20 protein-coding genes are annotated in these 19945 nt (G+C 43.6%); 7 read left to right on the forward strand and 13 right to left on the reverse strand.

From position 1 onward, the window contains the following. Positions 1-3: 3 nt before the first annotated feature. A complete protein-coding gene (locus tag AC04MM_RS00065; protein ID WP_475378270.1) occupies positions 4-1476 on the reverse strand; it encodes a TldD/PmbA family protein in 1473 nt (490 codons plus the stop codon). A gap of 29 nt (positions 1477-1505) precedes the next feature. Here AC04MM_RS00065 and epmA point away from each other — a divergent pair, with 29 nt between their 5' ends. From epmA to AC04MM_RS00085, 4 genes are all read left to right on the forward strand, one after another. After that, positions 1506-2711 carry an EF-P lysine aminoacylase EpmA gene (epmA, locus tag AC04MM_RS00070; protein WP_475378271.1) on the forward strand — a complete coding sequence of 402 codons (1206 nt, stop codon included), beginning with the start codon at positions 1506-1508 and terminating at the stop codon, positions 2709-2711. A gap of 95 nt (positions 2712-2806) precedes the next feature. Then, positions 2807-3736: a S1 family peptidase gene (locus AC04MM_RS00075; RefSeq protein ID WP_475378272.1), complete on the forward strand. Its 930-nt coding sequence runs from the start codon at positions 2807-2809 to the stop codon at positions 3734-3736. 310 nt (positions 3737-4046) lie between these two features. Beyond that, positions 4047-4880, forward strand: coding sequence for a flagellin N-terminal helical domain-containing protein (locus AC04MM_RS00080; RefSeq protein ID WP_475378273.1), 834 nt, complete (start codon positions 4047-4049; stop codon positions 4878-4880). A gap of 209 nt (positions 4881-5089) precedes the next feature. Then, positions 5090-5470 (forward strand): GNAT family N-acetyltransferase, encoded by a 381-nt coding sequence (locus AC04MM_RS00085; protein ID WP_475378274.1) that lies wholly within the window; start codon positions 5090-5092, stop codon positions 5468-5470. A 199-nt stretch (positions 5471-5669) separates the two neighbouring features. Here the strand turns inward: AC04MM_RS00085 and AC04MM_RS00090 are convergent, their stop codons facing one another. The 6 genes from AC04MM_RS00090 to AC04MM_RS00115 are packed head-to-tail and all read right to left on the reverse strand — an operon-like array spanning position 5670 to position 11059. After that, positions 5670-5945, reverse strand: coding sequence for an HU family DNA-binding protein (locus tag AC04MM_RS00090; RefSeq protein WP_409478115.1), 276 nt, complete (start codon positions 5943-5945; stop codon positions 5670-5672). Between the two features lie 42 nt (positions 5946-5987). After that, positions 5988-7280: a glycosyltransferase family 4 protein gene (locus tag AC04MM_RS00095; RefSeq protein ID WP_475378275.1), complete on the reverse strand. Its 1293-nt coding sequence runs from the start codon at positions 7278-7280 to the stop codon at positions 5988-5990. A gap of 4 nt (positions 7281-7284) precedes the next feature. Continuing rightward, a complete protein-coding gene (locus AC04MM_RS00100) occupies positions 7285-8301 on the reverse strand; it encodes a hypothetical protein (protein ID WP_475378276.1) in 1017 nt (338 codons plus the stop codon). Then, positions 8298-8705, reverse strand: coding sequence for a (deoxy)nucleoside triphosphate pyrophosphohydrolase (locus tag AC04MM_RS00105; RefSeq protein ID WP_475378277.1), 408 nt, complete (start codon positions 8703-8705; stop codon positions 8298-8300). Before AC04MM_RS00105 ends, AC04MM_RS00100 begins: the two co-directional genes overlap by 4 nt. Positions 8706-8718: 13 nt before the next feature. Continuing rightward, the gene (locus tag AC04MM_RS00110; RefSeq protein WP_475378278.1) at positions 8719-9732 is read right to left on the reverse strand and encodes a quinone-dependent dihydroorotate dehydrogenase; all 1014 of its coding nucleotides are present in this window, start codon (positions 9730-9732) and stop codon (positions 8719-8721) included. A 34-nt stretch (positions 9733-9766) separates the two neighbouring features. Further along, positions 9767-11059, reverse strand: a complete 1293-nt coding sequence (locus AC04MM_RS00115) for a Glu/Leu/Phe/Val family dehydrogenase (protein WP_475378279.1) — start codon at positions 11057-11059, stop codon at positions 9767-9769. Between the two features lie 65 nt (positions 11060-11124). Between AC04MM_RS00115 and AC04MM_RS00120 the strand changes: the two genes are divergently transcribed. Further along, complete coding sequence (locus AC04MM_RS00120) at positions 11125-12456, forward strand: hypothetical protein (protein ID WP_475378280.1); 1332 nt, start codon at positions 11125-11127, stop codon at positions 12454-12456. Here the strand turns inward: AC04MM_RS00120 and AC04MM_RS00125 are convergent, their stop codons facing one another. Continuing rightward, on the reverse strand, positions 12457-13251 hold the full coding sequence (locus AC04MM_RS00125) for a hypothetical protein (RefSeq protein WP_475378281.1): 795 nt from the start codon (positions 13249-13251) through the stop codon (positions 12457-12459). Between the two features lie 143 nt (positions 13252-13394). On the opposite strand from AC04MM_RS00125, the gene AC04MM_RS00130 reads away from it, so the two are divergent. Beyond that, entirely contained in the window at positions 13395-14447 is a 1053-nt protein-coding gene (locus AC04MM_RS00130; protein WP_475378282.1) for a PQQ-dependent sugar dehydrogenase, read from the forward strand. Here AC04MM_RS00130 and rnk read toward each other — a convergent pair. Both rnk and AC04MM_RS00140 read right to left on the reverse strand, forming a co-directional pair. Continuing rightward, the gene (gene rnk, locus AC04MM_RS00135; protein WP_475378283.1) at positions 14444-14827 is read right to left on the reverse strand and encodes a nucleoside diphosphate kinase regulator; all 384 of its coding nucleotides are present in this window, start codon (positions 14825-14827) and stop codon (positions 14444-14446) included. The genes AC04MM_RS00130 and rnk overlap by 4 nt on opposite strands. Before the next feature lie 213 nt (positions 14828-15040). Then, positions 15041-15883, reverse strand: coding sequence for an alpha-ketoglutarate-dependent dioxygenase AlkB (locus AC04MM_RS00140; RefSeq protein ID WP_475378284.1), 843 nt, complete (start codon positions 15881-15883; stop codon positions 15041-15043). Between the two features lie 35 nt (positions 15884-15918). Here AC04MM_RS00140 and rfaE1 point away from each other — a divergent pair, with 35 nt between their 5' ends. Beyond that, entirely contained in the window at positions 15919-16947 is a 1029-nt protein-coding gene (gene rfaE1, locus AC04MM_RS00145; protein ID WP_475378285.1) for a D-glycero-beta-D-manno-heptose-7-phosphate kinase, read from the forward strand. 356 nt (positions 16948-17303) lie between these two features. Here rfaE1 and AC04MM_RS00150 read toward each other — a convergent pair whose 3' ends face one another. From AC04MM_RS00150 to AC04MM_RS00160, 3 genes are read right to left on the reverse strand one after another with little or no spacing between them, the layout of a single operon-like run. After that, positions 17304-18482 (reverse strand): DUF4360 domain-containing protein, encoded by a 1179-nt coding sequence (locus AC04MM_RS00150; RefSeq protein ID WP_475378286.1) that lies wholly within the window; start codon positions 18480-18482, stop codon positions 17304-17306. Further along, a complete protein-coding gene (locus AC04MM_RS00155; protein ID WP_475378287.1) occupies positions 18472-19290 on the reverse strand; it encodes a TIGR02147 family protein in 819 nt (272 codons plus the stop codon). The genes AC04MM_RS00150 and AC04MM_RS00155 overlap by 11 nt, the downstream gene beginning before the upstream one ends. A 57-nt stretch (positions 19291-19347) precedes the next feature. Further along, the gene (locus tag AC04MM_RS00160; protein WP_475378288.1) at positions 19348-19944 is read right to left on the reverse strand and encodes a DUF4360 domain-containing protein; all 597 of its coding nucleotides are present in this window, start codon (positions 19942-19944) and stop codon (positions 19348-19350) included. Position 19945 lies beyond the last annotated feature (1 nt).

Genomic DNA, 19945 nt, shown 5'->3' on the forward strand with positions numbered 1-19945 from the left:
TAATTAGCCACCAAAGATTTCGATGTTGTTAAATAATGCGTACGGCGATGAGTGGCCGACACGGATAATCTGGCTCGGTTCGCCTTTACCGCAGTAAGGTGAGCCATAGGTTTCTACGGTGTTGTTGCCGGTTAATGCTTTTAAACTTTTCCAGAACGGCACGGTGATGCCGCGGTAGTTTGGATTTTTTAACGTACCGACGATTTTTCCGTCTTTAATCTGTTTGGCGATTTCGCAGCCGAACTGAAATTTACGGCGGTAATCATCAATCGACCAAGATCGGTTGGCATGCATGATTACGCCGTTTTCAACCGAAGCAATCATTTGTTCTAAGGTATGTGAGCCGCCTTCAAGATTGATATTGGCCATACGGTCGATCGGGGCGCGGTTCCACGAGCTGGAACGTGAGTTGGCAACGCCTGGGATTTGACTGCGGAACTGACTCTCAAGTGAACCTAGGCCCGCCTGTAAAATACCGTCTTTGATTAAATATTTTTTCTCGGCAGGGTTGCCGACTTCATCAAAGGCATAACTGGCCATTTCGCTTTTGGCCGTCGGATCAAACACCACGTTCATCATTTTGCTTCCGTACTCTAACGAGCCGAAATCCTGTGGTTGCACAAAGCTCCAGCCGGCAAAATTTCTTTCATCACCTAAGATGCGGTCTAACTCCAGCGGGTGGCCGATCGACTCGTGGATCTGCAATAACATCTGATCCGGTGCCAGGATCACATCACAGGTTTCAGTTGGGCAATTAGGTGCAGTTAATAATTCTAATGCTTCTTTAGATGTTTCTTCGCATTCAGCCAGCGTTCGGTCTAAGTCAAAAAACTCTGAACCGATCTGCAGGCAGATACCGCGGCCCCCGTGCAGGGAACGGGTTTGGGTTTCGTTTCCATCCTGAGCTGTCGCAGAGAATGCGCTGACGATAATATTAAAATCCTGCTCAAAGTTGGCCCCTTGTGAAGACATATACTTCTGTCGGCATTCAATCACCATAGCTTCGGCTGATGCGGTGATAATTTTGTCGTTTACTTTTAATTTAAGCGATGTCTTTTTTAAAAAATCATAAATCTGCGCCGCTGATAACTGATCAAGGCCTGTCTGACGCTGGGATTTAAATTGGCCGATCGATTTTGGTCTTACCGACATATCAAACTTTGCCACTGGATATTTCGAACTTACGCCGGTCATTTTTTCGGCTGCAGCAAAAGCTTTGGCAATACCATCAGCGGTCAATTCACAGGTTGCGCCGTAGCCGATGTGGCCATCTTTCATAACTTCGATTAATACACCGATATCATGAAACGTGTGCATCATGTCGGGCTTACCGTTACGCACAGTAAAATCGCGGGTGGTTTCAGAAATCATTTTAAAAGCGACGAAGTCAGCTTTATTTTTATAATGATTAAACTGCTGTTCGAACAGAGAGCCAAAACGTTTTGGTAATTCTTGTGAAAGAGATAGTGTTTGCATAGACTCATTTTATAAGTCATCTTTTACCAATGAGCAAAACAAGAGATGAATATCTTAAGCAACACTGGACGGCCTATCCTGATTGCCCACGTGGTTTCTTACAGTATGGCCGAGTGCATCAGTTGCGGGTCGGGGTAAACAATGTGGCTACCTATAAGGCCAAAGATGCGCCACAGTTTACCGGTGCCGATGTCTTAGCTGATGGCGATCTGATTGCTCTGATGCCACAGGCACAGTTTGTGTTACTGGCACCAAACCATACGAACAGGCCGGGTTTTTATAAAGCCGAAGTTGATCCCTGGCTTAAAAAGAAAAACTATTTCGAATACCTGCACCATTTGCGCACCTTCTTCGGCGAAAAACGTTTTTTAGAAGTTAAAACGCCGACATTGGTTGCCTGCCCGGGAACCGAGCCAAGCCTTGATGTCTTTGAAACTGAATTTATTCTTGGATCAAAAAAGACCAAATACTATTTACCGACTTCGCCTGAACTGCATTTAAAAAAGTTATTAAGTCTGGGCGCTGAACGTATTTTTGAAATTGCGCCGGTCTTTCGCAATGGCGAAAAGACCGAACGCCATCATCACGAGTTTACCATGCTTGAGTGGTACCGTGCGATGTCGTACTTAGCCAATATCAAACACGACACCATTGAACTGGTTGAATATATGGCGGATAAGTTACGTGTTGAGCGCCCGAAAGAAGTGTTAACATTTTCGGTGGCAGAATTGTTTAAAAGCTATTGTAACTTTGACTTTAAGCCGACCACCACCGCAGATGAATTAAAAGCGCTGGCGCAGCAACTTGGGGTCGATGTGCAGAGTGCGACCAGCATCGATGATTATTTCTATTTGATCTTTATGGAAAAAATTGAAAACAAGTGGCCGCAGGATCGACTGGTTTTTGTCGAGAAATACCCGCCGTATCAGGCAGCACTTGCCCGGATCGATAAAGACGGCTGGGCTGAGCGCTTTGAAGTGTACTGGAAGGGTTTAGAGCTGGCGAATGCGTTTCATGAGCTGAATAATCCTGTTATTCAGCGGGCCCGCGCCCAGGAAGACCTGGAAAAGAAGAAACTGTTAGGGAAAAATTCTGTCACTCTGGATGAAGAATTTTTCCGGTCATTAGAGTACGGAATGCCTCCGAGCGCCGGTATTGCTTTAGGCGTTGAGCGCCTCTACATGGCCCTCAAAAACGTCAACTCTATAGACAGTCTTGTTGATTATTCATCGTGATCATTTTCTGGTGGAAAGTGACTGAAATTGTCGCTAAAAGTAGTCCCACGAAACGTTATTAAAAGACGGTTAAGAGATCGTCATGGGGACTTGTTATGAAAACATCTGGTAAGCAAAAGGGTTGGGGAACTTTAGGTTTGCTTACTATGGTGGTCATGATCAGTGCCTGCGCTGAAAAAAAATCTATTAATGGTAACACAGCGCGGGCCACTGAATCAGGATTCGACTATTTTTCTCAAGAATGTAATCCAGGTCATAGAAGCGGTATTGTTGGTGGTCAGACGGTAAGGGCGTTTGACCCCGACTCTAACCGTTCGGTCTTATTAATCTATGAAGATGCAAAAGGCGCACAGCACCTGTGCTCATCAACTCTGATCGCCGATCAAACCTTGTTAACTGCAGCTCACTGTGTGAACGAAGCCATTAAAATCCAGGCTGTGTTTTATACAGATGTAACCTGTGACAGCGGCTATCAGCGTTCACAACACGCTATCCCGGCGGATAAGGCAATTTCTCATCCGGACTATAATTCTGATATCAACTCGTTAAGTGTTTTTGATGAAAATATTGATCTGGCGTTAGTGCATCTTAAGTACAAAGCCCCGGCTCATTACCCGATCTTCAGGATTGCGACTAACCCGGAGTCTTTAACCTCGGATGTCTATCTGTACGGTTATGGTGTGACCGGAACTTTTAATAAAGATCCGATGTTGTTACGCAAAACGACGATCCCTCGAATGGATGCTGATAACCAATCAAATATTTTCTTCAACGCAAAAGCATTATTCTTCGATCAAAAAAGCGGAACCGGTGTGTGCAGTGGTGATTCTGGCGGTGCAGGCTTAATGAATGATAACGGTGAGCTGGTTATCGCTTCAGTGAACTCAGAAGTTTTTAACGACGATCCGTCAAACGATTCAAAGGATCTTTGCCGTCTGTATTCAAAGTCCATCGTCGTGTATCACTATTTAGAGAGTTGGATCATTCCAACCATGGCTCAATGGGGCCAATCTTTAAAGCAGTAAAAATCTGAACAAGTTTAAATTCAGCTGGACCTTTGTCTTAAAAAACACAGGATGTAGGTCCTAATTTCAACACTAAGGTCTAGTTCGCTATAGACCATGGTCTAGTTTTTCCCGACTAGACTAAAGTGCTTCCTCGACTAGCCGAAAGGTAAGCCAAGTAAACGACGCGAGACTTGCAAAAGTTGTTGTTCGGAGAATACTTGGCGATGTGACTGTCCCAAGCCATTTGATGATGAGCCAACTGATGTGAGTGCAGGGTCACCAACACGTACAACAGAACTGCTTAAGCGGTTCAAAAAAGGGAATATCAATGGGTTTAAGAATTTCAACAAACGTAGCTTCGATCAATGCACAAAGAGTAATGGGTGGTAACACTCGTGAAATGCAAAAATCGATGGCGCAATTATCAACTGGTTCGCGTATTACAAAAGCCGGTGACGATGCTGCTGGTCTTGCGATCTCAGAAAATTTAAAGTCAACAATCCGCTCTTACGGACAGGCTTCGCGAAATGCCAACGATGGTATCTCGATGATTCAAACAGCTGAGCAGGCGATGGGTGAGGTTTCAAATATCCTGGTGCGCGTGCGTGAATTAGGTATCCAGGCTTCTTCTGATACGATCGGTGACCAAGAGCGTGGATTCATCCAGTCTGAGGTTGATGCTCTTAAAGCTGAGGTTCAGCGTGTGGCTGAGTCGACAACTTTCGGTTCGCGTAAATTATTAGATGGTACTGGTGGTTTATATGATATCCACGTAGGTACTTCGGCAAATGCTTCGACTGACTGGATCGGTTACGATGCTTCTACGACAAACGTAACAACGGATGCTTTAGGTATCGCTTCATTAGATTTTTCAAACAAAGACGGCGCCCGTGAAGGTTTATCAGCTTTAGATAACGCGCAATCACTGGTTGGTGGTTCACGCGCTAACTTAGGTGCCCTACAAAATCGTTTAACATCAACTGTTGATGTTATCGGTACAATGACTGAGTCGATGAGTGCCGCAAATTCACGTTTACGTGATGCTGATATCGCTTCAACAACTTCTGAATTAGCCCGTAATAACGTGTTATTACAAGGTACGACTTCAGTTTTAGCGCAAGCAAACCAATCGCCGCAAATGGCATTACGCTTAATCGGTTAAGCTGGTTCTATTAAATAGGGAATGATTATTTCAGGGCCTGGGTTATGATAACTCAGGCCCTTTTTTATTTCTCCGACCTTGAGCCGGATGTTTGCCGTCGTCAAAGCGCAGCATATGATATTGTTTTATCGGCTGAGCTTGAAAGAGCAATTGATGAATTGAAATGATTTCTATGTTGACCAGGGCAATTTGATAAGTACTTTGGAGGTATGGAATTATTGCTTCAAAACTTAAAAGAAAATGAGTGGATTTTGCTCCATGATTTTTATTGCGAGTCATCCGAACCCGACGCGCCCAAGTGTAAATTTGAAAATTTAAGTGAAGAAGGAAAGCTAAAAGCATCAGCGCAATACTGTTTAGATAATTTTAAATCTGTCTATTGTGAAAAATTATTAATAGGTTTTGTGGGCTTTTTTCCTGATGATAATGAAAATATCAACCTGTTCTATGTTGTTTCTCCTGAGTATAGAGGCAAGGGATATTTTTCAGCTATTTTGAGATTGTCGCTTGATTATTGCCGCGCCCAATTTGTCGATTATAAATATATTCGAGGATTAACAAGAAAAGAAAATAAAATAAGGCCTCTATAAGTGGGTTAGAGCGATTTTCTTTCATCAGAAAAGGCTCTTTGATTGAGGAAGCTCAACTCAACGTGGTCTACGAAGAATATCTTCTGCAAATTTAAAACCCCTGGTTTTCTCAACAAAAGCTGCTTGCAAACGCAAAATGAGGATTATTGCTCGTAAGAGCTAAAATTAAGTGTAATTGACTCGTAGTTCTACTTCTAAATTATTTATTTAAAGATTCTTTTAATTCTTTGCCGACTTTGAAGAAGGGTAATTTCTTTTCATCGACAGAAATGACTTCGCCGGTTCTTGGGTTTCTGCCTTTGTATGAATCGTACTCACGATTTACGAATGAACCGAAACCACGGATTTCAATACGGTCGTCTTTCATTAAAGCTTCTACCATAGTGTCAAAAATAGTATTCACCACGGCCTCTGCTTTTACGCGAGTGATGCCGGCTTTATCAGAAACAAGATTGATCAGGTCAGCTTTAGTCATATGGCCTCTAAGTTATCGAAAATACTGACCTATTATCTCTTGTTATTTGTCTTTTGCAAATAGACTTTGAAGGGGGCCAGCGATCTTTTTGCGGTGCTTAAAATACGGGGATTTTTGTATTATTTCGTAATAAGCGGCCAATAAAGCCTCAATCATCTTTTCACGGTTGAAAAATTTAAGCACTTTTTCGCGGGCTGCCTCTCCAATAAGCGAAAAAGCGTCTTGCGAGTGCAGGATTTTTTCTAATAATTGAGCAATGCTCTGGTCGTCGGCAGGACGAACAAGGTAGCCATCAAGGCCATCTTCGATAATTTCAGCAATCGGCGATAGCTCTGAGCCAATCACGATTTTTCTCTGGGCCATGGCTTCGATCAAGCTTGGCTCTAAGCCGGTCGATCTTGAACTTAAATCCACGTAAATACTTGAAGCGGCGATACTGTCTAACAGATCTTCGGCCGTCATTGAGCCGGTCATGATCACCCGGCTGCCTAACACCAGCTTTAACATGTCATATTCTACATCTTTCCATCTGGGGCCATCGCCAACCAAGAAAAGATAAATATTCGAATTTTTCATCACGATTTTTTCAAATGCTTTGAGCAGCGGGCGCAGTTCGGTTGCATTGGAAAAATCCGAGACAGCTAAAATGATCTGCGAATCTTCAGGGATCTGCATCTTTAATTTAAAATTGGCAGATTCTTCACGCGGGGCTAAGTCACCTAAGTTAATTCCGTACGGTACTGTGTAAGTGTGGTAATCCGGATATAAAAAATATCGCTCTAAAATGGTACGTTGTTGCGGGGTAGTTACGAAAATACCATCGGCCGTATCGAGTAACGTTCGGTCTTTAGAAAAATAATTATGCACAAAACGGTAACCAAGTTTAATCGAAGTTTTAAACTGCGACTGCAGAGTGCCGTCATTTTCTGCCAGTGTCGAAAATAAATCGGCCATTGTGGTGGCCTGTACGTCATAGGCGACACAGGTCTTGAAATTATTTTTGTGGCGTCCGATTTTGTAACCGCCGTCATCTAAACAATGAACAATATCAAACGGCTTTTCCATATGCAGAGAAATAAATTTTTTATGAACAGCATCGATAAAACGCTGGGTTTTGTAATGTGACTGGCCTTCAAACAGGTAATACGCGCGTACGCCATCCCGGTAGATTTCGGCTTTTTTCAGCGGCGTAGTCGACGACAGAATAGTGACCTCATGGCCTTTTTTAGAAAGTCCGCGGGCCAGTGGCCATAAAAGACCGGTATCCGAAGAGCGCGATTGCACCTGGATTTTTTGACCGACAAGGCAGATTCTTAGTTTTTCCTTCGCTGGCATATAGCTACATTTTAGCTGAATCAGGCTGCATTAAGGAAGCTCTTTGCGAAACGATTTTGGTGTAAAGTCTAGCTAGTTCGTTGAGTTTGACATCTAAAGCACTTCTAAAATCGAACTGCAGTTTAGCTGGACTTTTATGGTTTTCAAGAAAGTTGTTAATTGCCTGCCATTGAGTATTGGCCGGCAGGCGCGGAGAATAAATCAAGCAATTCTTTTCGGTTTTCCAGAAGTTTGCTAACCCAGTGCCCTGATCTTCGTGCAACACTAAAAAGTTATTATAAACAAGGGCAGTGCTTGTCCAGAAGGCCACTTGTTCGCTGGTTAGCTCTAGGTGCTGGATAAACGTGTATGACGAGTGTTCATTGAGGACTTCGGTTAAGGTTGCAGGTTCAGTGAATAATTTAAATTTTTTAAACTGTGGGTGTTTTCTGACAAAGCTGTTCCAGTTTTTTCTGATCACCGAACTGCTGACCGCATCTTTTTTTGTCCGCATCCGCATTAAGTGCGCATCGACATAAAGATTTTCCTGCCCAGTTAATACAGTTAGGGCGTGCAGGTTAATTTTAAGTAAATCATCAAAACTTTTAACCACCGGAAAAATAAATTGCTTTTGTGCAAACGAAAATTCGGTCTTAGCCACTAAGAGGCCGGGCGGAAATGACGGCAGAATTATCTTAGGTCCCCGGTAGAAACGCATTTTCTTTAATTCAGAAATATACGGTAGTGTGATCGAATCGAAAAAATTAAATTCAAATTCTTGCAGTAAGCCCGGTTCTAAGCGGCTGTAGGTCGTCAGCAGTGTGGCCGCACCCAGTGCTTTTGCCGACCAGGCCGACAACACCGTTTTTAAATCGATGCTTGAATCATTGTGAATAAAATGAATCAGATCGTACTTGTTTAAAACTAAACGTAAGGGATGGATGCTTTCGACTAATTCGATATGCAGGCTCATTTTTTCCAGCTCAGAAGCCAGAAACTGCACTTGATCGTTTATTTTAGGACAAACGATCAACACCTTCATAGATTAAATGCCTTGTAGATGCGCGGAAGGTTTTTACGGTTGGCCTCGGGAATGTTACGTGTTGGCAACTCGCTCGGGGCAACCCAATCTAAACCGATATGGTGCTGGGCTTTGGGTTCGCCTTTCCAGAACAAAACTTCGTAGAATAAAATTAAGATGCCGACATCGCCGTAAGAATGCGTGCAGGCAATTTTTAAATCACCGATTTCAGCCTCGATACCTAACTCTTCACGCAGCTCCCGGGCCAGTGCTACTTCCGGTGATTCGCCCATTTCGATTTTGCCGCCGGGAAACTCCCAAAGGCCACCCAAGGTGTGAGTTTCGGGACGTTGGCCAACCAGGATCAAATTGCCTTTTTTCAAGATACCAGCAACAACCGGAATCCAGTTCTTTTTTGCACGCATGTTCTTTGCGGGCTTATTTTGAGGTGTCCTGTTGTCGGAGTGTGGCAAGCTTTGAAACCTTTCTAAAAAAACCAGGGCCTTCAAAGACTAGGGTTGAATAAACCTGCACTAAGTCGGCGCCAAGGCTTATTCTTTCAAAAACATCGTCTGCTGTCATCACTCCTCCGACAGAAATCAGACATTTTTTCTCATTTTGCTTAAGAATAATGTTTTTAGCATGGGTTAAAGCTTGAATTGATTTTTCTTTGAGCGGTTTGCCCGAAACGCCACCTTCTGCAGGAAAATGGGGCGTATGGGTACGATCAAGAGTGGTGTTGGTCAGAATAAAGCCGTCAAAACCGTGCTCCAGCGCACCTTTAAGAACGTTTTCTTGGCCCTCTTGGTCTAAATCGGGGCTTAGTTTTAAGAATAACGGCTGCGTCAGTTTTAATTCATCGTAGTGTTTGCGGATCGGAGTAATAAATGCGGCAAAGTTCTCTTTGGAAGCCAGGTCGCGTAAGCCTTTGGTGTTCGGGCTTGAGATGTTCACGACAAAGGCGTCAGCCACATCGGCAAAATGCGAAATAAGTTCAGAATAGTCTTTGTGGGCATCAGCGTTTTCTGTTACCCGGTTTTTGCCGATATTTACAAATACCGGAGTCGAAGCGTGGGATTTGAATTTTTTGATATTAAAATAAACTTCGGCAGCGCCTTCCGACGGAAATCCCATCTTATTCCACACCGCCTGTGCATGAATATCGCGATTCATGATCACGCCAGGGTTTGGGGCCTGTGGTTGCGGGGTGACAGTGCCGACTTCAATAAAGCCACAGCCTACGCGGCGCCAGGCTTCGAGATGATCAGCGTTTTTATCAACGCCGCCGGCGATGCCCAGTCTGTTTTTAAAAACCAGGTTTTTAAATGTAAAAGGGTTCCACACCGGTGTGGTGTCGGAACCCTTTAGTAGAGAATATAATTCTAAGCCGTAGGGGCTTAGATCATGCGCTAACTTTGACGGTAAAAATAGCCAAGGTTTGCGTAACGACATAAGTCTAACTCCGTCTCCTCGGCGTCCACCGATATTAGCGTGGATACAATCCGCGTAATAACATCGCTTTTTCTAAACGTTGAATCGAAACAGCCATCGCCGCTGAACGCATATCAACTTTTTTCTCTTCTTTAAATTTAACAACATTATCGAAAGCTTTAAGGATAACGCCTTTAAGTTTCGCATCAACATCGTGCTCATCCCAGAAGAAAGACATGATATCTTGTACCCACTCAAAGTAAGAAACGATAACGCCACCGCCGTTGGCGATAACATCAGGAACGATGAAAATACCACGTTGATCTAAGATTTTTGTAGCTGCAGCAGATACCGGGCCGTTGGCACCTTCTACAATAAATTTTGCTTTGATTTTTTCGGCGTTATGAACGTCGATCTGACCTTCTAAGGCACATGGCAATAAAGCGTCGCACTCAAGCTCAAGTAACTCTGCATTCGAGATCTGGTGAGCTTTGGTGTAACCTTTTAATGATTTATTTTCTTTTACGTAATCCATCATCTCTTTCACGTTTAAGCCGTCACCGTTGAAGTAACCGCCAGAGACGTCAGAAACCGCGATGATACGGGCGCCGCGCTCAGAAGCAAACTTAGCAGCAAAAGAACCGACGTTACCAAAACCTTGAATAGCGATTTTAGCGCCATTCATTGATTTGCCTTTCATTTCCATGGCGCGTTCACAAGTGTAGATAACACCTAAACCAGTGGCGTGGTTACGGCCTAAAGATCCACCGATCTCAACAGGTTTACCGGTTACAACACCAGGTTGGGCGTAGCCACCTTGTTCTTGTGAGTAAGTGTCCATGAACCAAGCCATCGTTTGTGGATTTGTACCCACATCCGGAGCCGGGATATCTTTTGTCGGGCCGACAAATGGCGCGATTTCAGAAGTAAAACGACGAGTTAAGTTTTGGTTTTCGGTGCGTGATAACTTAGTTGGATCAACACAGATACCGCCTTTAGCGCCGCCAAGAGGAATACCTAAGACCGAGTTTTTGAAAGTCATTAATGCTGCAAGACCAACAACTTCAGCTAAGTCTACGTTTTGGTGGTAACGGATACCGCCTTTGTAGGGGCCAAGAGTTGAGTTGTATTGAACGCGGTAACCAGTAAAAACTTTTACTGAGCCATCATCCATACGGGTAGGAATAGAAACAGTAATACAACGACGTGGTTTTGTAATACGCTCATAAATATTCGGGTCGCAGTTAATTAACTTTGCGGCCTCGCTAATTGTTGCTAGAGCATTTTGAAATAAAGGCCCTTGTAAATGTGCTTCTGCGTGTGGATTTAAATTGTCTTGAGCTGCCATGAGCTTTCTCTCCTGTACATTGTCTTCTAATGACTTTTGAATGAAAGTATTGTAGAAAAACCTCTATGAACTGTCGAGTAGAAACTCTATTTGTGACTCTGATGCGTCTAACTGTTTTGGTTATAGTTATAGCTGTTAGTCCAGCACTTGCTGGTTATTCAGTGATCACCGATTCGCCGCGATTTTCAGTATACCCTGATTGGATTTATTCGCGCATGCTGAGCTCTAAAGGTTTTAAACCTTCCTTAGTTGTTTCTGACGAGTGTAAGCTTAGTTTTTCATCACCGGAATTGATGCCGGCCAAGTGCGAATCGCAGTACAATCTTAACTTTTGGGAGACTTTTTTAAGCAGAATCTACGTCGAGTTCGACGTCACTGATCAGACTAAGTTTAATCGTGTGCAGTTCGAGCCGCAACCCGGGTTAAAAATCCGCGCCTTACTGGGGCTGCAGACAGAAAACGGGCAAGTGCAGAAAAAACCGTTAGTGATCGTGCGCATGGGAATTCACGGTAATATCGATGAGCTGCTGGCCGAAAGATTTTTAGCCCGCATAGCCTATGTTGATCTCGGCTATCACCTGCTGGTGATTGAAAGTTTAACCAGTCATGGCAATCTGACTTTAAACAAAGACTTCAGTATCGGCGGTATCGAGGAAGGTTTGCACACCTTTTATGTCTTGAACATGATCACACACGACCGCGTTGACTGGGCAAAGCATGTTTCGCACCTGTATTTAATGGGAATCAGTCTGTCAGGGCCTGGAGTGTTTGTGACTAACTACCTGGATGAACATTCACTGCTAAAAGGTAAGCCGAAAAAGCCGGACTTAATGGCGATTGAAATGTTCTGCCCTTTGGTGAATTTTGAAGAGACATATAAAGAACACACGAAACCCGGAATATTTGCCGCGACCGCGGATTTTTGGAACCGCTTTCGTTTGGCCTCATTACGTCTGCGCGACAGAAACTTAGAAGATATTCCCTGGTATTACACGCTGTTTGATTTAACTCCGCGATTTATGCCACAGGCCTTAGAGGAGTTAAACCTAAAACGCGGCCAGCCGATTTTTAATTTGGATAACTTTAAGCAGTTTCCGGATTTACAGCTGCCGCCGGAGTTTGTGGCGCATGTTAAAAAAAGTAAAACACTGTATGAATTAAATGCTTTCTGGAGTTTGTATAAAAACGAAAAGACGCCGATTCATATTTATCTGACACCGAATGATCCGCTGGTGATGAATCAGTTAAATTCAGAATTAATCCGCACAAAAAAGCAACCTGGCGTTTTTAACAAAGTGACCTTCATTGATTTAAAAGGTGTACACTGCGCACTGGCTGCAGAATACCAATGGCCGTTTTTAGTCGAGGTTGTACGCCGCGGCTTTGGTATCCGGTAATTACCGGGCCATCTTCATTAACATAGTGCTGACTTTTTCCTGCTGCTCTTCAGTTTTGCTGCTAACAATGCCGGTAAATGCCAGATTCTTTCCGCGGGCGTACATCAGGTTGTAAAGGCTGACTTCGCCGTTTTCCATTTCTGTAATTACATTGATGGTTTCTTTAAAGAAGACCGTTGTATCCACATCGGCAGCATTGTAGGTGTTGTACGAATGGATAATGTACTGGTTATCGGTTTTTAAAACTCTTTTTACTACACAGTAACTGGATTTACCCAGGCCGAAAATATCTGTTTCCAGGCAAACTTCGTTGGTGTTTTTATCCAGCTTATGAAAACGCTCAAAGCCGTTGATCGCTACTTTTTGAAACTCAGCTGACATCAGCGTCGCAAATACCTTATCGATGTTTAACTTTCCAAGGCAGGCGTTAGATTCTACCTTTAAAAAATTACCTTCGAACGACAGTTTGCTTTTGAAGTTAAAAGCCGAAGTCAGCTGCTCTGGAAAACTGACGTCTACAAAGGCCTCACATTCGCTCGAATCATTAAGGTGGTGAACAAAATTGTTGGTTTCGCTGATCATTTTACCGTGCATTTGCGGGATGAATTTCTGCACGTAAGCAGAGGCCTGCGGCGAGGCATTTTTGCCGGTAAAATATTTACTCATTTCGCTATAAACAGACGGTTGCGCCACAATATCTGCCAGCCAGTCATTTCTGTCGCCCTGTTCGATGTTCCAGGCTTGCGAAGTTATCGAAGTTAAAAAAAACAGAAGAGCCATTGATTTGTTTTTCATACCAGGGATTAATTGCTATATACATGCCGCCCTAAATGCGCCGTGGTAGCCTCAGATGTAACCGGATGGGACAGGTGTAAGAATTTTTTAGACACTGTGTTCTGATTGTGACAGGTGTGTTGTTCTGAGACATTCTAAATGGCATGAAACTACTTACTTTGGCTCTGTTGTTCTATGCTTTGAATCTGTCTGCACAGACAAAAACCTACACTATTGATGGTGATAAATTCACCTTAGAAACTTTGTGTAAAACCGATGATGTTATCTGGGGGCTGGATTTTCTGGCAAGCGATGCCGGCGAAATTATATTTACCGAACGCGGCGGAAGACTTGCGATCTGCGAAGTGAAAACCAAGACCGTAAAAACTGTGGCCGGGGCACCGGCTGTGGAGGCCGACGGCCAGGGTGGTTTACTGGATGTGCTGGTTCATCCAAAAACTAAGTCTATCTATCTAACGTTTTCGGAAAAAGTCACGGCCGGGGCAACGACCAGTCTTTACCGTGCTGAACTTTCAGAAACAAAAACGCGCCTGCAAAACGGTTCGGTGATCTTTAGATCAAACGCCGTTGAAAAATCAGATATTCACTTTGGTTCGCGTCTTGTTGCTGACGGTGATACACATTTGTTTATGAGTATCGGCGAGCGCAATAAGCGCGATAAATCGCAGGATAAAAACCTGCATCACGGAAAAATCGTGCGCGTAACTTTAGACGGTAAAGCCGAGATCTGGTCAATGGGGCACCGTAATCCGCAGGGATTGGGTTTTGATGCGAAAGGTGTTCTGTACAACGCCGAGATGGGGCCACGCGGCGGCGATGAAGTTAACATCGTCAAAAAGGGACTTAACTACGGTTGGCCGGTGATCACTTACGGCCGCGAATACTGGGGCCCATCGATCGGTGAAAAAAGCAAAGCTGGTATGGAGCAACCGCTGTTAAAGTGGGTTCCCTCGATTTCGCCGTCAGGAATGACGTTTTACACCGGCGATCGTCTGAAAAAATTTAAAGACAATTTGTTTTTAGCAACGCTGAGTGGCCAACATGTGCACCGGATCGTGTTTGATAAAGAGATGAAGATGGTTAAAGAAGAAGAACTATTTTCTGATCTTGGTGAAAGATTCCGCCAGGCAAAACAGGGCCCCGACGGAGCCCTGTATTTTTCAACTGACAGCGGAAAAATCTATAAATTGTATTAAGCGGCGTCTTTGCTGACCGACATAACCAGAATTCTTTTATGCTTGCCGCTCGGTAGCGGCCATTGGATTAGTTGACCGACACGCAGACCGATTAATGCTGAGCCGATCGGTGAAAGAATCGAAATTTTATTCTCGTTGATGTTTACATCCTGCGGGTAAACTAAAATGGCCGTGGCGTCTTTGTCGGTATCCAAATCTTTAAATACAACTTTTGAGTTCATGCTGACTGCATCTGAGGGGATATCTTCATTAGCTACAATTGTCGCACGATCAAGCTCGGCCTCTAGGGGCTCAGCAATATCAGGTAATGCGTTTTTTATCAGCGAAGTGATGTTTTGAAAGTCATCTTGGCCTAAAATAATTTGTTCTTGATTATACATATGTTAATCCTTTTCTTCTTCTGTTTTGCAGAAGTTAGTATTTGTTTATTTGTGGTTGTGATTAGTAAATTGGCGACTTAAGTCTTTAGGTGAGCAGTGGTGCTTAGCCGCCAGCTAAAATAAATTTTAAAATAAAAAAGACCGATTGTGTTTGCACATACGTAGTATAACAAAATTGTGCTGCTTTGTAAATGCCGGCTCAAATGGCCAACACTAAACTGTTTGATTCTGCCAAAACACTGAATTTTGCCCAAGTTCGGTGACGTAGCCCTTGATATCCTGCTGTAAATTCTCTGGCAGCTCGCGGAAAGACTTGATGTGGTCGTTGGGTACATACCTGAAGGTAAAATTAATCCGGCGGGTTTCAAAGTCAGTGGTTTTCATGCCCGTAAATAAAATCCCTTTTTCTTCCACTCTTTGCACGCGGTGAAAAAGTTGCTTTTTGAATTTATCGCCGCCAAAAATCTGTAATGACGAATCTTCTAACCACTGCTGCAGGATCACATCGGATCTGTGGGCTTTACTTTCGCTTTTAATAAACTGAAACAAGGCTTTTTCGCCAAACGAAATCGACGCCACCGGACCCGGTTCAAAATCTTTATGTTCGCCGACGCGGGCGGTATCCAGTTTTTTACCGTCCGGTAAAATTTTATTGCCGTAATAATTGATCAGACAGGTGTTTAAATGCCAGCCGCGCGGAATATCTTTTTCGCTGAATTTTTCATGCACCATCTGCTCGATTTTTTTTACGATCTTTTCTAAAACCGGCGGATAACTTTCGGCTTCAACGCAGCGATTTTGAATTCCTTTGGGTGGATGGTAATAGTCTAAACAAGCAAATTGCCAGTTACCTAACCAGTACACAGGGCGAAGCAAGGGGCGGTTGGGTTCGCCTTCGGGTGGCGGATTACTCGCTGAAAAGCGCATTTCCCAGATCGGGTGAAGGCTTTCAAGGTACTTGAGGATCTCTTTTTTCTCATTGGGCGTAATATAGTTAGCCTGGTAAATCAGATTGAGGTTTTGCTGAAATTGTGGTTTTCTAGAGCCATTACGCATAAAAGATAGGCCATATTGGCTACGGGACTTAACAAATGTCAAATTCGATTATTCATTTCAACGTAGATTCGACTGTTAAAAAAAATATTCTTGAAAAAATTTCTGCTTTTTCGAGCAAGAAAATCCTGTTGATTGGAGATGTCGGTGTAGATGAATACGTGTTAGGTGCTGTGAAGCGCATCAGTCCTGAGGCGCCGGTTCCGGTACTGGAAGTTGATGGCGAAGACAAACGTTTAGGTCTTGCGGCCAACGTCGCACAAAACGTGGTGAGTCTGTCAGGACAAGTTAACTTAGTTTCAGTGGTCGGTGCAGATACCGGGGCAGAAATATTAAAAGACTTATTGGCCAAATCAAATGTTCCCACTGAAAACCTTATCGTCGATGAAAAGCGTCCGACCACGCGTAAAACCCGTGTCATGACCGGTCACCATCACTTAGTGCGTGTAGACTATGAAGTTCGCCGCAATTTACCGGCTGAAACCGAGGCCAAGATTTTACAACGGGTGCAGGATTTATTACCGACTGTTGATGTGGTGGTCTTAGAAGATTATGCCAAAGGTATTTTTTCGGTAGCCTTAGTTGAAAAAATCGTGGCGTTAGCTAAAAAATCCGGAAAGTACTTAATGGTTGATCCTCACCAGACAAAATTTGCTGAATTTTATAAAGGTGTGGATTTAATCAAGCCGAATTACAACGAAGCTCTGGCACTTTCAAAAATTCACGAAGAAGATATCGAAAACTTCAATGATCGCGTGCTGACCGTGGGCCGTGCCTTGCAAAAAATGACGGGTGCGCGTGATGTGGTGTTAACGCAAGGTAAAGAAGGTATGTCGATTTTTTCCAGCGACAGCCAGGTTGTACAGGTTCCGACGTTTGCAAAAAAAGTGTTCGATGTGACCGGTGCCGGTGATACCGTTATTGCGGCATTGGCGTTAGGGGTCGCGTCTGGTTTACCGCTGGCACAAGCCTGCGTGTTGGCGAATTACGCTGCAGGCATTGTGGTGGGTAAAATCGGCTGTGTACCGTGTGAACTGTCAGAGCTTAAAACAACGATTCAGGCTTAGTAGAAGGTGGGTTTTAACCACTTGCTCATAAAACTACAGTCATAGTTCTATGTCTTTTTTCGCTCCGTGACTAACTTGTTTATGTACGCAAAAGCGATCTAAAGAAGTTATCCTCAGTTGTAAACTACGGTATCAAGTCTACGATTCGTTTTATTATCTCTAAGAGTAACAAAACTAGACGTAAGTAATACTTAAGCTTCCTACGTATATTCCGAAACTGTAAGTACTGGTTAAGTACTGAAATTTCCGATTTCCGTATCATTTGGACTCCTTCCCAGTCAGGTCGGAGCCGAAATAAAATAAAAGCGAAGTGGTCAAAACCCACTTCGCTTTTTGCATTTTTAGAACCTAATTTTTTATTGAGAACAGTCTTCTAAGTTTAAATACACCGAAATCTTTTTGATTTGTGCCTGGTTCTGTTCAGAACCGGCAACGCTGCCTCTTGATTGTAAGATGTTGTTTACGTTTAAGCGTAAGATTTCAGAGCTGCCACAGCCGGTAGTGATCACATCCGTCTTTCTGAATAGCACCGTTCGGGCCTCAGAGCCTAACACCACAGTTTTGCTGTGCACTTTACCTTGTTGGCCGGCTAAAAAGCCCTCAAAGCGGATAGTGTTGGTTGATTGCAACTCTGCAGACCGCGGGCGGACTTCGCCAGTAACATCAATTAACGAAATCATTAAACGTTTACCTGCAGGTAATTGCAGCGGCACCGCTAAGTTACAGGCTTTGTAATCCACTTTGCGCGCCTCAGAGTTAGTAGTTACAAAACTTTTTAAAGTGATGTCGATCACGTTTTTAGTTAAATCAAGCTCGGTGTAAGCCGGGGCTTTTGCTGAGCAACCTGAACCTTGAACGGTCACATTACCAAGTGTAACTAAATCAATTATCGAATCAGATTCTAACATCGGAATTAACGGAAGAAGTCTTGTCGACATTTTAAACTGGCTCGGAAAATTAATTAAATCTTTAGAGATGACATAATCGTCGTCGTTAACACCAAGGCTGCGTAACATTTCGTGAAAAACGATGTAATAAACATTTCTCTCTTTTTCGAAGTGATCCATCCAGGCCGCGCCATTTAAGATCACTAGCCCCGGAATACCAATCGCATCCACGATTGAACCAGTGTTATCCATCAGGATATCATTTGTTACAACGATACGCTCAGTTGTAAGAGTAGCTTTTAAATCGTCGACAGCTAGGCCGTGCGTTGTTAACACCTGTTGCCCGTTTTCAGTTGTCGCTAAAAACTCTAATACGTTTTCGCCGATTTGGATGTACGTTGAACGGATGTAATCACCGCCGTTACCGACTTTGTGACCTTCAGTTGAAAATTGGGTTTCGGTCGTAAATTTTCCGTTGGCAAGTTTGATGAGTTTAATGCTTCCCGGGATGACGAAGGATTTACTGCCAACAGCAATAATTTGCGGAAGCTTAACTTCTAATGCTTTTAACAACGGCTGTGTTTGGGCATTGGCCGTTACGCTAAGAAGTAAAGTGATAGCGAACATAAGTAGGTTTTTATTTTTCATTCGATTCTCCTGGTGGGGAAGAGTTTGAAAGCGGGTACATGTAAAACGTTAATTTATAAACTTCAGATTTTTCGCCATCTTCTAAAAACTGCGTTAAACGATCCTGAAATTCACGGATCATCTGTTTGGCTTCGGCAATTTTATTTTTGTCGGCGGCGACCGTAACTGCGGTAAAATCACGTAATTCAACCGGGCAGTGGTCTAAGATTTTTTCGGCAAACTTTAGATCTTCGTAATGCGATTTGCGAACCGCTTGGTTTGCCACATCGTCTGAAGTTATCAGCGATTCATTGGTCGGCTGGTAGCGGTTGTACTTTTTAACCACCAGGTTCAAATCAATTAAACGCTGTAAAGTTTTTTGCACTTCAGTAACTGAGATCGCCAGGCGTTGGGCGATCCATTCATGATCCGATTGAAAATCTTTGGTTTCCATTAACGACAATAATGCGAAATGCTGCCATTCGCTGATCACGTTAAACTGGTCTGAACTGAGTTTTAAGAAATTGATGTTTTTTTTGTACTTATTTAAAACCGATTTGCTGTCAGCGTCTGCAGCCTGACCCTGGAGTTTGCCGTCGAACAGAAGTTTAATTTCTTCGGATTCTTTCGGATCTAGGTACATGCGGTCTAAAAGTTTAACCGCCATCTTTTTAGAAACTTTACGTTTGCCGGCCATGATCTCGCTTAAGGCACTTGGGCTGATATCCAGCTTCAGGGCAAATGCCCGCAGTGAGAAGGCCGGGTTTTTTCTTTGTAACTGGGCAAAGTGAGAGCGGATTTTAGCTTGAATGGCTAATTGTTCATTCATCTTTCCGCCCCTTTCTTTTTTGCCGGTTAGAACATTTTTGGTTTACCCTGGTGCAATTTAGTTCCCAGCTAGGTCTAACTGCAATTCTCCGACCGAGTCTTCGCCCGGGATTTCGGAGTCAAAACAGCTCTCAAATTTGATATCTAAGACCGACTTTGTAACATAAGCCGAAGAATTAACCTGTTTTGAGATATTCATCAGGGTGGCGTTTAAATTATAGGCCAAGACGACCTCGCTGGAAGCCGCACAGGTTGTCGCAATCGCCGAAGACAGAAACACTTCGCCGCCGTGGTGCTGAAGTTGTTCTTCATGCGGAACTTCTGTTTGCCCTGCGATAAATAACTCTTGGCTTAAGATTACTTTGTTGTTGGCCCATACGCTGACAGTGGCGTCAGACTGTAAGGTTGCAACCAGGCGCAGGCCGGCTGGAACCATGATCGGCAGTCTTAAATTACATGATACACGGCTAACAGTTTTACCGTCTTGGTTGTCGACGTGCATTTTGCTGTACTCGATAAGCATTTTATCTTCGACCGTCGAGAAGTAAACTTCTCCCTGTGGACAGCCGCTTCCGCCAATCGCCACATTGCCGATTTGAGCAAATGCCGATACTGAACTTAACCCGATCACTAAACCGATGAATAAATTTTTCATA

Source organism: Bdellovibrio sp. SBM16 (genome assembly GCF_056175625.1).

What these genes read in the sequence shown, in the direction of transcription:
- AC04MM_RS00065 (WP_475378270.1), bottom strand. Translation starts at nt 1,476, where the DNA reads ATGCAAACACTATCTCTTTCACAAGAATTACCAAAACGTTTTGGCTCT.
- epmA (WP_475378271.1), top strand. Translation starts at nt 1,506, where the DNA reads ATGAGCAAAACAAGAGATGAATATCTTAAGCAACACTGGACGGCCTAT.
- AC04MM_RS00075 (WP_475378272.1), top strand. Translation starts at nt 2,807, where the DNA reads ATGAAAACATCTGGTAAGCAAAAGGGTTGGGGAACTTTAGGTTTGCTT.
- AC04MM_RS00080 (WP_475378273.1), top strand. Translation starts at nt 4,047, where the DNA reads ATGGGTTTAAGAATTTCAACAAACGTAGCTTCGATCAATGCACAAAGA.
- AC04MM_RS00085 (WP_475378274.1), top strand. Translation starts at nt 5,090, where the DNA reads ATGGAATTATTGCTTCAAAACTTAAAAGAAAATGAGTGGATTTTGCTC.
- AC04MM_RS00090 (WP_409478115.1), bottom strand. Translation starts at nt 5,945, where the DNA reads ATGACTAAAGCTGACCTGATCAATCTTGTTTCTGATAAAGCCGGCATC.
- AC04MM_RS00095 (WP_475378275.1), bottom strand. Translation starts at nt 7,280, where the DNA reads ATGCCAGCGAAGGAAAAACTAAGAATCTGCCTTGTCGGTCAAAAAATC.
- AC04MM_RS00100 (WP_475378276.1), bottom strand. Translation starts at nt 8,301, where the DNA reads ATGAAGGTGTTGATCGTTTGTCCTAAAATAAACGATCAAGTGCAGTTT.
- AC04MM_RS00105 (WP_475378277.1), bottom strand. Translation starts at nt 8,705, where the DNA reads ATGCGTGCAAAAAAGAACTGGATTCCGGTTGTTGCTGGTATCTTGAAA.
- AC04MM_RS00110 (WP_475378278.1), bottom strand. Translation starts at nt 9,732, where the DNA reads ATGTCGTTACGCAAACCTTGGCTATTTTTACCGTCAAAGTTAGCGCAT.
- AC04MM_RS00115 (WP_475378279.1), bottom strand. Translation starts at nt 11,059, where the DNA reads ATGGCAGCTCAAGACAATTTAAATCCACACGCAGAAGCACATTTACAA.
- AC04MM_RS00120 (WP_475378280.1), top strand. Translation starts at nt 11,125, where the DNA reads ATGAACTGTCGAGTAGAAACTCTATTTGTGACTCTGATGCGTCTAACT.
- AC04MM_RS00125 (WP_475378281.1), bottom strand. Translation starts at nt 13,251, where the DNA reads ATGAAAAACAAATCAATGGCTCTTCTGTTTTTTTTAACTTCGATAACT.
- AC04MM_RS00130 (WP_475378282.1), top strand. Translation starts at nt 13,395, where the DNA reads ATGAAACTACTTACTTTGGCTCTGTTGTTCTATGCTTTGAATCTGTCT.
- rnk (WP_475378283.1), bottom strand. Translation starts at nt 14,827, where the DNA reads ATGTATAATCAAGAACAAATTATTTTAGGCCAAGATGACTTTCAAAAC.
- AC04MM_RS00140 (WP_475378284.1), bottom strand. Translation starts at nt 15,883, where the DNA reads ATGCGTAATGGCTCTAGAAAACCACAATTTCAGCAAAACCTCAATCTG.
- rfaE1 (WP_475378285.1), top strand. Translation starts at nt 15,919, where the DNA reads ATGTCAAATTCGATTATTCATTTCAACGTAGATTCGACTGTTAAAAAA.
- AC04MM_RS00150 (WP_475378286.1), bottom strand. Translation starts at nt 18,482, where the DNA reads ATGAAAAATAAAAACCTACTTATGTTCGCTATCACTTTACTTCTTAGC.
- AC04MM_RS00155 (WP_475378287.1), bottom strand. Translation starts at nt 19,290, where the DNA reads ATGAATGAACAATTAGCCATTCAAGCTAAAATCCGCTCTCACTTTGCC.
- AC04MM_RS00160 (WP_475378288.1), bottom strand. Translation starts at nt 19,944, where the DNA reads ATGAAAAATTTATTCATCGGTTTAGTGATCGGGTTAAGTTCAGTATCG.